Origin of the sequence: Bacteroides sp. MSB163 (assembly GCF_036416795.1) — a bacterium.
Taxonomy (GTDB): Bacteria; Bacteroidota; Bacteroidia; order Bacteroidales; family Bacteroidaceae; genus Bacteroides; species Bacteroides maternus.
Window position 1 is genome coordinate 4,818,023 of the sequence record NZ_CP143867.1, and the last position, 13,060, is coordinate 4,831,082.

A 13,060-nucleotide genomic window follows, 5' to 3' on the forward strand; every position below is an offset into this window, starting at 1 on the left:
TGGTGCAGTCGCATTGTTTTGAAAAGTAAGAGGTTATGATTCATCCGCACGATTGCACGTTTTTTAGCCTTATTATAGGGTGAAGCTGTTGAAGCATTGCATGCCTTCCCGTTTGCTTTCATCCATGACATGTGCATAAATCATTGTTTCCCGGATATTACTGTGCCCAAGCAGTTTTTGCAGGCTGGACAAGTCTTTCGTTTTTCTGAGATAAATAGTCGCAAACGTATGCCTTCCTGTTTTGGCCGATATCTTTTTGTTAATTCCTAATTCCTTTGCAATGGTCTTCAACTGACGGTTAATGACCTGATCACATTGAACGTTCCTGAATAAACGTCCTTCTTCCTTACCTTCTGACCATTCTTCCAAAAGTTTTTTAGCGGGTACCGGCATCGGGATCTTTATCGGTTCCGGTTTGCAGTTCCGGTTCTTCACACGGTAGTAAGTCAGTACATCATTGTTTACCTGCTCTATGCAGAACATGCGGGCATCCGTAATATGCATGCTTGTAAAGCACATAAAAAGAAAAAATGCCAAAGTCAACTGAAGCTTTTCCGGCAAGGTTCGTTGGTAGTATAACTGCACAAACTGCATCAGTTCTTCTTCTGTAAGATAATCAACATCACTCTTTATCCTTTTAATATGGAAGTCCTGAAAAGGATTTTCATCCAGGAAACCTTTTCTGTAAGCTGCGGTAACATATATCTTGATGGTGGACATATTCCGTTGTGCGGTTATCTCTGTATTGCCAAGTTCTTTCTTCATGTAGACCAAATAATCTGTCAGATAATCCGGAGTAAGTTCCCGAAACTGTAGCAGTTCATTATATGCCTTGAACTTCTTCATGCAACTTAGATGGTGTTTAAATGTTCCCATCTCTATACGCCTGCTGTAAGTTTTCATATATTCCTTCACGAAATCATGAAAGGTCTTATAATCGCTGGGATTATTGTACTCCCGCATGAAGATGTCCTTAGTTATAGCTTGGTTCCTTAGGCGGAACTTGACAAGTATGTCATTGACACGTGCCTTCATATTGTTCACAATGAGATTAATATCTTTAGCCTCTTTGCTGTTCCCTTTGAGGAGTCCGCTTTTCTCGTCAAACTTAGTGGCGGACACGGATACTTTGCAAGGAAGCATCAGTTTTTCTTTGCCAATATAAAAGGTTATATATAGCGGAGCATTGCCTTCTTTGGTCAATCTCTGCTTGTTCTGGATGACTCTTACCGTACTCATTTTTGTTTTCTAAATTATTTCTACCAGCCTAAAAATGTATCTCCGGAAAGCTATGTTTCTACCATGTTACCTACTTTCTGCACGAATTTTGCCAGGAATGCCAAGGTAGTAAGTTGTTGATAACCTGTAAAATGACGAAAGGCAAGCAGTCTTTTTATCGACTACTTGCCTTTTCGTTGTGATTCCGAAGCGATTCGAACGCTTGACCCACGCCTTAGAAGGGCGTTGCTCTATCCAGCTGAGCTACGGAACCATCCTTAATTGCGGTGCAAAGGTACGCTTTTCTGTGAAACTTGCAAAGATTTTACGCAGAAAATATTTTGTAAATAGATGCTTTTATATCCGATTAGATGTTATAATCCTAATGGTAAACCAGTTACATACCATAAAATAAATAACAAAGTCCAAGCTAATAATATATATAGAGAATATCTCCAGGTATATTTCAGTAATGAACCATAGGTCGCTTGCTTATCATATTGCTGCATGTAAGTAAGGATAAGAGGCATATAGAACATGAAAGGAGTGATGGCATTGGTGGCACTGTCGCCAATACGAAAAGCGCATTGTACCATATCTGGAGAAATCCCCATATTAGCAAAGAACGGAACAAAGATGAAGGACATGAAAGTCCACTTGGCAGTGGCAGAGACCATAATAAGGTTCACAAGTGCTGTAAAGAGAATAAATAGAATGAGTATCCATAAACTCCCAAGATGAATGGACGAAAGCATGTCCGCTCCCATAATGGCTATACATTTATCCAAATGAGAATACTCGAAACACGCAAACATCTGAGCAGCAAAGAAAGCGATAACAAAGTAAACACCTAACAATTTCATAGGTTGAGTAAGTCCCTCAATCACATCTCCATCTGTACGGTAACGACCGGAAGCAAAGCCATAAACCATCCCCATAAGCCCGATACCAAAAGAAAGCAGAAACAGAATGCCCTCTATAAAAGGAGAACGGATCAGCCCACCATTCACACTACGCAAAATACCCCATGAAGAGAAAGTAGCCCAAAGAATCACGGTTGTATAAATCACCCCGATAGATACTGCACCTATCATAGCGCGACGTTCTTTGCGGGATAATTGTTTATAACCATTGAAACGAATATGACCGGCATATTCCCCCAAAGCCGGAAGAAGATTACGGCGAGTTACCTGATAAATAATAAAAGCCAGCAAGAAAGTAGATGCAAACAAGAAATAGTAATTACACAAAGGCCCTGTATTTCCAGGTGACACATTTGCCATATCCGTAGCTTCTTGGGTACTGGCAGCAAGCATAGGATCCAAAGTACTTAGCATCAGGTTAGCACTATACCCACACGAAACAGAAACGTATGCCGTAATAATACCTGCAACCGGATGCAGCCCGACCGAATGGAACAAAGTTGCTGCAATCGGTAAAAGAATAATGTATCCGGCATCCCCTACTACATTGGAAAGTAATCCCAAGAAAATAACCAGTATCACCATGCGCCATGGATTATGCTTACGACGTGCCCCACTGCGGATACAGGCATCTATAAAACCTGAATGTTGTGCCACCCCGATACCAAACATAGCCACAATTACTAAGCCCAGCGGAGCAAACCCCGTGAAATTAGTAACCACATGCCGCAACAGCCAACGAACACCTTCCGGGCTAAGCAAACTTTGTACCCGTATTTCCTCCCCTGTTTGCGGTTGAAACACGCTCAGGCCGTAAATGTCAAATATCCATGATAAGACAATGACAGCCAGCGTCAACAAGAGAAACATTGTTGCCGGATGCGGCAGACGCCATTTGTTATTCATCATCTGCTTCCAGATTATCTATATCAAGAATACGGAGTTCTAAAGCACGCACAACCAGACGGGTTGCATTCACTCCTATCCGCTCTCCTTGTGGAAACAGACGGTTTACCAAATCATTCTGACGCTTTTCCAGAGATTTAACTCCAAAAGGCATACCTTTCAAGTTAGCAATCATATCTTTGGTATACCCCAATGCCAGATGGCGTAGGAAACGCTCGTCATACTCATCAATATCATAACTGATAACCGCTTCCTGACGTTTGGCATCATTCGCAACAGATTGCTTGAAACGGTCTACAATTTTTTCCAAAATAGGATAATTAAAAACCAGCTTCTTTCCATCCATTACTGCCTGTACATCTGTTTTCGTAAGCAACTCACCTGTTTTCAAAATAATACCGTCAGCACCCGCATTCAGAACATCCACCCAAAGCTTTTCATTCAGAATTTCTCCGGTAAATATGAGTACGTGTACTCCCGGGTAGCGTTTAAATATATTCCGGCAGATATCCACACCAATAGTAGTAGAACCACCCAAACCTAAATCCAGTAATACCAAATCAGGAACTCCGGCTTCTATCAATGTCCAGAATTCACTTTCGGTCATGGCCGTACCGATAACTTCTGCATTGGGTATTTCATGACGGAAGATTTCTTCCGTTCCTTTCAATTCAAGCTTGACGTCTTCTACAATAATTACTTTGAATTTCTTGTCTTCCATATTCTTTAATTTTATTTTCTTCTCGGTATCGTAAAATAAACTGTAAATCCACCATTCTCAGCCGGTTCAGCATTGATGCGACAGCCACGTTTTCCGGCAAACTCGTCATGGTCGCGAATAATCTGCTTGCAGACGAGATACTCCGTACCTCGCAACTCTCCTTTTTCTCCTGTTGCCGTCATACGTTCCAGGTTTGGATAGAAAAGTTGATTTAATTCCTCACGGGTTTTCGTCCTTCGCATATCAGTGAAAAGGAAACGAATATATTCTCCGTCTACTGCTGCCGCCAAATGTATTTCTCCATCCAGAGGAACAGACAAAGCTTCATCTATCAGATTCTCCAATAAGAAACGAAGTTGGATAAAATCTCCGACCACTCTTTCATCAATAACTTTCGTAGAGAAAGATACAGCAAACCCTTTTCCCTTATTCGCTTTACGGAAATATTTTTCTGCCAAAACAAACAACTCCGGTACGGAAATTATCCCTCGACGGAACGTAACCTCTTCCAATTGGCGCGATGCGCACGAACTCAATATGGTAAATATACCTTTATAATATTCTATCAATTCGCCGATAGCTGAAACCATCTCCTTTTCTTCCGTTTCTGAGAGAATACCTGAACGAAGTTTACCAATGAGTTGCTTGATCTTATTCGGATAATAAATCGTCTCGTGCTTGATGGTGGAAAGACAATTATCAAGCACCATATTCTGCACATGCAACATACCGTCCTCCCATGACGCCCGGTGTGCTTCTTCATGCGCAGCTTCGATGTCGCGGTATTTTGTTGCCAGTTTCACAACTGCATTGAAGACCACAATCGCTATATACCGCGCAATCAATTCCAGCAATAGATGAGCCGTCTCTTGATCAACATTCTCTTGCCGTTCAAGATATAACACACCCACACAGCGCGAATCACCCGCAGCATCCACCACCAAAGGCAAAGCTTCAAATCTCGGTGCGGACAGTTGAGTATGCTGTTCAAAACAGCGTTGAACTACTTCCTTCCAAAGTTCATCTTCTGCCGCAGATGATCCATTATCTCCCGTAGAGGACAACTCATTTTCTATAGAATTTGACGCATATTCCAGTTGATGTGTCGTTTCATTATAAACGGCGATTCCCAACCGATCAATACTTAGCAACTCATTTATAGCATCAAAGCCTTCGTCAACGATACGTTGAGGAATAGCTTTCAGGGTATCTTCTTCCCGTTGCAATGCCTCTTCTGTTTCGGGAACTTGTATCAGGGAGGCAGCAAATATCTGTCTATTGATTTCCAAAACCTGTTCCAGATTCCAACGGTTTACAAGACGTTTGCGAATATACAGAATATAATATCCTAAAAGCAACATAGCTATAAGTCCGATAAACAAGATAACACCCACCATCTTATTATTGGTAGAACGTTCCAGTTGACGACAATATTCTTCCAATGACTGGTCTTCACCCAACAATTTGTACATGGTAGTATAGGCGGCATTATTATAACTGTACGCATCCCATTGTTTCAAAGCCAGAAAAGCGACAGCCGCCTCATTCCGGATATCCAGAATGACATGAAAGTCCGAATTGAAAAGCTCATTCCACCAGGATAATTCCCCCGGCTCCCCATCTCCTCTCAATGACATGTAGCGCCGCGGATCCTGGGCATACCTTTTATAATGCGCATTCAGACAAGACATGGCAGAATCTACATATTCCAAAGCCTGTTCAAAATTTCCTTCCACATTACTATAATAGGCATCATTAGCATAGTCGGACGCCTCATTCAACAGAGCTTCAAACTCATTTTCCGCAGTTAATGACAAAGAATCCTGAGCCGTTTGCGCATAGATTTCATCCGGTTGCATCACCGCTTCCTCCACTGATTTATTGCACGAACTCATGCCTATAGAAAAGAATATGCACAGAAATACCATCAAAGTTTTACGCACTCCTGTAGGCAGGCGGAAATAAAAACGGCTGCCCTTTCCTAAAGTACTTTCTACATTGAACAAACAGACTCTGAATACTTCGTTCGTCTTCCGGTATTTCTCAATGATACCTTTACAATTCATCAGGCCGAAGCCGCTCCCTTTGTTTTTCAGTAGTTCTTCCCGATCGGCAGCATCCAATATGCCTATTTCCTGCGAATTATACAATTTCTCACCGACAATACGCGTCACATCTTCTTCTGAAAGGCCATAACCGGTATCCTCTACTGAGATTTCCACATATTCTTCTGTCGAATTTGCATAGACTTTTACCTTACCTCCCTTTGGAGTATATTTACGGGCATTTTCTGCAAGCGTGTTTATCATAAACAGCGTCAACGCCTTGTCAGCTTTCACATAGGTATCCATTGGCGTCACTTCCAGTTGTTGCTGTTTCATTTCGAAGGCACGGCTTCCTTTCCGTATCAGATCAAAAAGCTCGTTCAATCCGAACGTTTCTATATTCAAGCTCAGGCTACCCTGTTTCATTTTAATCCATAAAGCAAGGATATCATTGTATTCATTGATGGTTGTCACCAATTCGTCCATATATTGATACTTCTCAGCTTTGATGTGTTCGTCATGGATAAAACCCTTTTCCGTCAGTTTATGCACTTCATTAATAATACGGTCTATGTACGGATGAATACCGTTCACAATGGCCATACACGCTTTCTTTATAAGATTCTGACGTTTATTTCCAGCTATATGCTGTTCGTACACATACCGTTCTTTCTCCAACCGACGACGTTCGTCACCCAGCGAAATGGAGGTCATGCCATTATCAAGCGCCCATGTAATATAGGGAGCAATCACATGTAGTATTGCTTTCTCATCTTTCGTTAGCCGTTCGGGTAATACCAACTGCCCATTTTCTATCCGAATGTCTTTTACACTGAAAAGTTCCTCTATATCTGTCTGCACAGCAGAAAGAATGGCATCTACAATTTCTTCTTCCGTCTGTGCGTCCGTGGGAATAGAAGCAGTTATTTTCTGACAAATGTCCAACATCTGCCTCAAACGGTGCAAATGGACATGATTACGTTCTTTAGACCGCTTATTGAATATCCAAAAGAATAAAACCACCAGTATAAAACCGACAATCACAAAGAAGAGTAAAATATTGAGTTGCCGGGCTTCACTTTCCAAAGCCTGATAACGGCTTTCCAACTCCTTATCCTGCCGGGTATCTTCCAGAATATCCAGATAAATATTGCGATTGTAATCGGAGTGTTGTTTCATTTCCAGTCCGGCATACGTCACACTCAGTTGTTCGCGAATACGTGAAATCCATTCCGGAACGGTCCTTAACTTACGCTCTATCCATGCTTTTTCTGAAGAAATGGTATCCCGTATATCATAGGTTTTCAACCAGTCCAAGCTATCGTGGCAATCATAAAAACGGCGATGATGGCTGTTCACACACTCCAAGGCAAGCGTCAATGTATCCAATGCTTCGGCGTAGTTATCATGCGCATTCAGATATTTACCAATAGAAACATAGGCACCAGCAATCTGATACACATCATTATATTGCTTGAATTTCTTCAAAGCCAATTGTCCTAAATGCATGGGCAACAAAGAATCCACGGGAACATCAAACTGTTTCAACGCATGAGAACGCCTGACCTGGAAAAAGTCGTAATTATCGGGAGATGCCATCAGATTAGCAAGCCCCTGCACTCCATTACCTTCAAAATACAAGTATCCTCCGCGGGATGCCATTTTCCAAGTTGTATACAGTTCGTCGAATTCACGCAAACGACGTTCGTCCGCCGTTTCACCATCACAAAGTGCTGCTGATCCTTTTATATAATGATAATACAGTAACTGGTTTGTATCTGCCGCAAGTTCTTCCTGCGGATATATTTCGTTAATAGAAGCCACCGCTTCCGGACGTTGTTGCAGATAGTAGTAATAAACTGCGGAAACAATATAAAATTCGGAGCGTGCATAGTTCAGTCTCAACCGTTCGTGCTTATCTACGAAAAGCTTGTTATCTTCATCTATTCGTTTCATGCGACGGAGGGCACTGTTCCGATAGTCATAAAATTCTTTGTTCATGGCCGTCCGCTGATAAATTTTCATCAATCCGATATCGGCAACCAGCAGTTCCAGTTCATTTTTCGTGAGACTATACACATCTTTATGAAACTTCTCCGCTTTCTCAAAATCCATGCGCATAAAAGCGCAAAAGCCCAGATTATTGGATGCTTCCGCTTTTCCCTGACTATACAGATTTACTTCTCCATAAGCTTGTGTGGCAGCATGACAAGAAGAGTCCAGGTCTTTATAACGATAAGAATAAGCCACTTGGTTGAGCGAATCGATAAGATGTACTTCCTTGGTGGGAGCAGTACCCACACAAGAAATCATTACTATGCAAAAACACAGTAAGCCCACCAATCGTATATAAGGAAACCGTTTCACTTAGCAAAGCTACAAATAAATCCGGGAAAGAAAAAAGATTTTTCTACAATAAGTCTTGTAGAATGTAGCGGGAAATTCATAACTTTGCAGCCATATTAAACAAATAGGTAACATCTATTACAAAATGAGCGAAAAAGCACCCGTAATGGTATTCTCCGGAACTAACTCGAGATACCTTGCAGAGAAAATCTGCGCAAGCCTTGATTGCCCTCTGGGAAAGATGAACATCACCCACTTTGCTGATGGTGAGTTTGCTGTTTCCTATGAAGAGTCAATTCGTGGCGCACATGTATTCCTGGTTCAATCCACCTTCCCTAATTCCGACAATTTAATGGAACTTCTGCTGATGATCGACGCTGCCAAAAGAGCGTCTGCTAAAAGCGTTGTTGCAGTCATTCCATATTTCGGTTGGGCACGACAGGACAGAAAAGACAAACCTCGCGTTTCTATCGGCGCAAAGTTAGTAGCCGATTTACTTTCAGTAGCAGGTATCGATCGTTTGATTACGATGGATCTCCATGCTGATCAAATCCAAGGTTTCTTCAACATTCCGGTAGATCACTTGTATGCTTCGGCAGTGTTCCTCCCCTATATTGAGTCCTTGAAATTGAAAGATCTTGTAATCGCTACGCCGGATGTGGGTGGTTCCAAACGTGCCAGCACATTCTCAAAGTATTTGGGAGTTCCCCTGGTATTGTGCAACAAGTCACGTGAGAAAGCAAACGAAGTTGCATCCATGCAAATTATCGGTGATGTAACCGACAAGAATGTAGTGTTGGTAGATGACATCGTAGATACAGCCGGTACTATCACCAAAGCAGCTAACATTATGTTGGATGCGGGTGCTAAATCAGTACGCGCTATTGCAAGCCACTGTGTAATGTCCGATCCGGCGTCTTTCCGTGTACAGGAATCCAGTCTGACTGAAATCGTATTTACCGATAGTATCCCCTACTCTAAGAAATGCGCGAAAGTGAAACAACTCAGTATTGCTGATATGTTTGCAGAAACCATTAAGAGAGTGGTGAATAATGAGTCTATCAGTTCACAGTATATTATCTAATAGAGAATTGGATATAAAAACAAAGGCTACGCAGTTTAATATTGCGTAGCCTTTGTTTTTTATTTAAAGTTTCAAATCTCAATCATTCTACTCCAGTCTTCCCATTTTGTACGTGCCCTTTTTTATTACTTTTCCGTTTTTATCCGTTTCAACAAAAGGACCGTGTTTTTTGCCTTGCTTAAAGAAGCCTTCGTAACGATTACCGTTTTTATCCTCCTGTATACCGTTACCTTCTTCCATACCATTCACAAAACCACCTTTATATTTAGTTCCATCTGTCATTTTCAAAGTTCCCTGGCCATTGAACTGGTTGTTCTTCCATTCGCCTTCGTAGGAATCACCTACATTCCATTTATAGGTTCCGCGGCCGTCACGTTGGTTGTCTTTCCAGTCGCCGTCATAGACTGCACCATTTGCCCAGGTGAATACACCTTTTCCATGTTGCATGCCGTCCTTAAAGTTTCCCACATACTTATTGCCGTTGGCGTGATAATAAATGCCGGCTCCGGTACGTTCCCCCTGCACATACGCACCTTCATAGCGATCACCCGTGTGGAAGAAGTAAATACCTTTTCCATGTTGCATGTCATCTTTCCAGTCGCCTACATATTTATCTCCGTTGGCATATTCGAAAGTCCCTTTTCCATCACGCACATCGTTCTTCCAGTCGCCTTCATATTTACAGCCGTCATTCCAGACAAAAGTACCCTCACCCTCTTTTTTATCATTTTTCCAGGAACCTTCATATTTGGAACCGTTTTTCCAGATATATGTACCTTGACCTTCACGTTTATCATTTACCCAGTCTCCTTCGTAAATGTCACCAGTATAATAATACATTGTACCTTTGCCTTGCTGGTAATCCTGAAACCACATGCCGTCATAGCGGTTGTTGTTCATGAAATAGTAGATGCCCTTACCGTGTTGCTGATCCTGAAACCATTGTCCTTCGTACTTTTCGCCGTCAGGAAATGTATAAGTACCATATCCTTCACGCTTTCCTTTCACATATTCACCTTCGTAGACATTGCCATTCTTGAAAACCGTCTTACCCTTTCCGTTGGGTTTACGTCCTTTCATTTCACCCGTATATACGGAACCATCTTTGAAGGTATGAGTTCCTATCTTTATTTCAGAAGAGAAAGTTGTTTTTACTTTGTCGAAGAAACCGGATTTCTTTTCCTGGGCCGTCGCCCCGCCTTGGGACATGAATACCAGAATGAGTGCAGTATATAGATATTTCATTGAAAATTATAAATTAGCGATTTTAATAAAAAGACGTGTAAACGCAGCAACTTGTTACACGCCCTATATAGTATTTGCACAAAGATACAATTAATCTGCTAAAAGGAAGGAGTATCACACCTTTTTTATGACATTTTTTTGCCGGATACGATTTCTTTTAATGTCTCTTTGCACAAATAGCATGAGGCAAGTTCGCGTATCTCGACAGGAGTAATTGTCTTCACTGCTTCTACGGCATCCCTCACATACGAATCGGGGAGGCCGGAAGTATGAATAAAGATCCAGGCATCCGCCAATGAGAAGGCAGACTCATAGCTGCGACACATATCGCCCAACATATAGTTTCTCACCATGGCAAGTTCTTCGACAGGTACAAGGTCATTTTGCAGACGGTCTATTTCATGGTAAACTTCTTTGATAAGCGGCTCTACATATTCATTGGCAGTCTCTGCATTGACAACCAACAGTCCACTATCGGGATAAGGCATGATACCGGCAGATATACCATACGTATATCCTTTATCTTCACGAATATTAGACATCAAACGGCTACCGAAATACCCTCCGAACAAGGTAACCAGAACGCGAACTTTCAAATAGTCAGGATGGCGTCGGTCCAAAGAAAGCATTCCCATACGAACGGCACTTTGCATTGCATCAGCACGCTCGGTAAAAATACGTTTCTCAGAAGAAGTTACCGGAACATAAGACAGTTTTTCCGGCTTCCGGAAATCTTTACCGAAAGGTTCACTTCCAAAAAGAGTTTCAATACGACGGATAGCGTCTTCGCTGACCTTCCCCGCAAGATAGATACTGCAATTTCCGGAATGATAATATCGGTCGTAAAAAGATTGCAAGACAGAAGGGTTGATCAAATGATAATCTTCCTTCTGCACTAATTGCCCGCACGGATGCGTATCGCCATATACGACATTTATCAAAGTGCGATGGGCCAGAAAATCCACCTTGGAACTGTTTACAAGAAATTGCTGGATATTGCTGTCGATAATCACTCCCAACTCTTTTTCAGGGAAAAGAGGTTCTTTTACAATAGATTCAAAAATATCTAAAGTTTCCGGCAGATATTTATTCAAAGAATAAAGGGTGATATAAGCATACTCGGACGAGCTGGAAAGCTCCAACCAGGCACCATAGTAATCCAACTTTTCGGCAATGGCTGCGGCCGAATAACGCCGGGTACCTTCGCGCAGCATCCGGTTGGTAAACAAAGCCTGCAAGCGTTGGCTCTGTTGCCAGCGTCCACCCTCTATCAACAGGTCAATTCGGGCTACTTCATTATCCCCGGCATTGAGTATATATAAAGGTACGCCATTTTTCATCACCCGACATTCAGGAGATGGCACTGCCAGTTGTTCCGGCTCACAAATACGGGGCTGAATAGTTCTGTCTAACATATTTTTAAAAATTCTTCAGCCTTTTCCAAATCCTGGGGAGTATCAATGCCGATGGTCTCTACTTCGGTAATACCGGCTTTAATGGTATAGCCATTCTCCAGCCAACGAAGTTGTTCCAACGATTCTGCCAGTTCCAGCGAAGATTGCGGCAACGAAGTAATCTCTTTTAAAACTTCAGCACGATAAGCATATAATCCTATATGCTTATAATAAGTGTGATTTTTCAGCCAATCTTGTTTTTCCGCATTTCGCTGATAAGGAATAATGGAGCGGCTAAAATAGAGTGCATTCATATTCTTATTCAGCACTACTTTCGGAGAATTGATATTCTCCAAAGCTTCAAATCCATTCTCAGGAACGAAAGGTTTCACCAGTGTAGCAATCTGGGTCGTAATATCGTCGAAGCAAGCTTTTACAGTTTCCAGTTGGGAGGGTTGAATAAAAGGTTCATCGCCCTGAATGTTGACTACGACATCAAAGTCTCCCCCTATTTTAGTATATGCTTCATAGCAACGATCCGTGCCACTTTTATGATTAACGGAAGTCATCACTACTTTACCTCCGAAAGCTTTTACAGCTTCTTCGATCCGTTCATCATCTGTGGCCACATAAGCATCGTCCAGAATACCTGCCACTTGTTCATATACTCGCTGTATTACAGTTTTACCTCCCAGCATAGCCAACGGTTTTGCAGGAAAACGCGTGGATGCATAACGGGCGGGAATGATTCCTAAAAACTTCAACATGTTTATATTTACGATTTAATAGATACGCGTACTCATTTAAAATTATTCTATCTCTTTCAATCCCCGGCAAATATAGTCCCTTTTTAAATCGTCGGGTTTATAGACTGTATCATCACATGATAATAAGTCCAGATCCAACCGGACTATTTCTTGCTTTTTCTCTTCAGGCATCCGCCCCGCTTCCCGTTCAATAGCTTTCAAACAAGAAGTTATTTCCGCTGCATCGTTACTGGAAATAAAACGTGCCACCTGATTGGAAAATAAAGATGAACGCCGGAAATAAAGCGGTTTAGTCTCTTCTTCCGTAGAAAAACGAATATCAGGAAACAGTTCTTTCAACCGCTTCCGCGCCAACGAAAGATTCTCTTTCTGTTGCTCGTTACTACCGATGCTAATTGTATAAACCACTTT

The 13,060-nt window shown here is 41.9% G+C and carries 9 protein-coding genes and 1 tRNA gene; 1 reads left to right on the forward strand and 9 read right to left on the reverse strand.

What is annotated here, in order from left to right:
• Nucleotides 1-72 precede the first annotated feature (72 nt).
• From VYM24_RS18630 to VYM24_RS18650, 5 genes are all read right to left on the reverse strand, one after another.
• Complete coding sequence (locus VYM24_RS18630; protein ID WP_330940628.1) at nucleotides 73-1,239, reverse strand: site-specific integrase; 1,167 nt, start codon at nucleotides 1,237-1,239, stop codon at nucleotides 73-75.
• A gap of 179 nt (nucleotides 1,240-1,418) precedes the next feature.
• A tRNA-Arg gene (locus VYM24_RS18635) sits at nucleotides 1,419-1,492 on the reverse strand.
• Between the two features lie 100 nt (nucleotides 1,493-1,592).
• A complete protein-coding gene (locus VYM24_RS18640; protein ID WP_330942271.1) occupies nucleotides 1,593-3,047 on the reverse strand; it encodes an AbgT family transporter in 1,455 nt (484 codons plus the stop codon).
• The gene (locus tag VYM24_RS18645; protein WP_291553453.1) at nucleotides 3,040-3,768 is read right to left on the reverse strand and encodes a DUF5932 domain-containing protein; all 729 of its coding nucleotides are present in this window, start codon (nucleotides 3,766-3,768) and stop codon (nucleotides 3,040-3,042) included. Before VYM24_RS18645 ends, VYM24_RS18640 begins: the two co-directional genes overlap by 8 nt.
• An 11-nt stretch (nucleotides 3,769-3,779) precedes the next feature.
• The gene (locus tag VYM24_RS18650) at nucleotides 3,780-8,126 is read right to left on the reverse strand and encodes a DUF5113 domain-containing protein (protein ID WP_330940629.1); all 4,347 of its coding nucleotides are present in this window, start codon (nucleotides 8,124-8,126) and stop codon (nucleotides 3,780-3,782) included.
• A 178-nt stretch (nucleotides 8,127-8,304) separates the two neighbouring features.
• On the opposite strand from VYM24_RS18650, the gene VYM24_RS18655 reads away from it, so the two are divergent.
• Nucleotides 8,305-9,243, forward strand: coding sequence for a ribose-phosphate pyrophosphokinase (locus tag VYM24_RS18655; RefSeq protein WP_007214035.1), 939 nt, complete (start codon nucleotides 8,305-8,307; stop codon nucleotides 9,241-9,243).
• An 87-nt stretch (nucleotides 9,244-9,330) separates the two neighbouring features.
• Here VYM24_RS18655 and VYM24_RS18660 read toward each other — a convergent pair whose 3' ends face one another.
• The 4 genes from VYM24_RS18660 to VYM24_RS18675 form a co-directional block, all read right to left on the reverse strand.
• Entirely contained in the window at nucleotides 9,331-10,488 is a 1,158-nt protein-coding gene (locus tag VYM24_RS18660; RefSeq protein WP_291553459.1) for an MORN repeat-containing protein, read from the reverse strand.
• Between the two features lie 125 nt (nucleotides 10,489-10,613).
• Nucleotides 10,614-11,903: a M16 family metallopeptidase gene (locus VYM24_RS18665; RefSeq protein ID WP_291553461.1), complete on the reverse strand. Its 1,290-nt coding sequence runs from the start codon at nucleotides 11,901-11,903 to the stop codon at nucleotides 10,614-10,616.
• Nucleotides 11,897-12,646 carry a 3-deoxy-manno-octulosonate cytidylyltransferase gene (kdsB, locus tag VYM24_RS18670; protein ID WP_330942272.1) on the reverse strand — a complete coding sequence of 250 codons (750 nt, stop codon included), beginning with the start codon at nucleotides 12,644-12,646 and terminating at the stop codon, nucleotides 11,897-11,899. The genes VYM24_RS18665 and kdsB overlap by 7 nt, the downstream gene beginning before the upstream one ends.
• 45 nt (nucleotides 12,647-12,691) lie before the next feature.
• Nucleotides 12,692-13,057, reverse strand: coding sequence for a 2-amino-4-hydroxy-6-hydroxymethyldihydropteridine diphosphokinase (locus VYM24_RS18675; protein ID WP_291553463.1), 366 nt, complete (start codon nucleotides 13,055-13,057; stop codon nucleotides 12,692-12,694).
• Nucleotides 13,058-13,060 lie beyond the last annotated feature (3 nt).

Excerpts from the sequence above, each read along its gene's own strand:
- VYM24_RS18655 (WP_007214035.1), top strand. The coding sequence starts at position 8,305 with ATGAGCGAAAAAGCACCCGTAATGGTATTCTCCGGAACTAACTCGAGA.
- VYM24_RS18650 (WP_330940629.1), bottom strand. The coding sequence starts at position 8,126 with ATGATTTCTTGTGTGGGTACTGCTCCCACCAAGGAAGTACATCTTATC.
- VYM24_RS18630 (WP_330940628.1), bottom strand. The coding sequence starts at position 1,239 with ATGAGTACGGTAAGAGTCATCCAGAACAAGCAGAGATTGACCAAAGAA.
- VYM24_RS18665 (WP_291553461.1), bottom strand. The coding sequence starts at position 11,903 with ATGTTAGACAGAACTATTCAGCCCCGTATTTGTGAGCCGGAACAACTG.
- VYM24_RS18640 (WP_330942271.1), bottom strand. The coding sequence starts at position 3,047 with ATGAATAACAAATGGCGTCTGCCGCATCCGGCAACAATGTTTCTCTTG.
- VYM24_RS18660 (WP_291553459.1), bottom strand. The coding sequence starts at position 10,488 with ATGAAATATCTATATACTGCACTCATTCTGGTATTCATGTCCCAAGGC.
- VYM24_RS18645 (WP_291553453.1), bottom strand. The coding sequence starts at position 3,768 with ATGGAAGACAAGAAATTCAAAGTAATTATTGTAGAAGACGTCAAGCTT.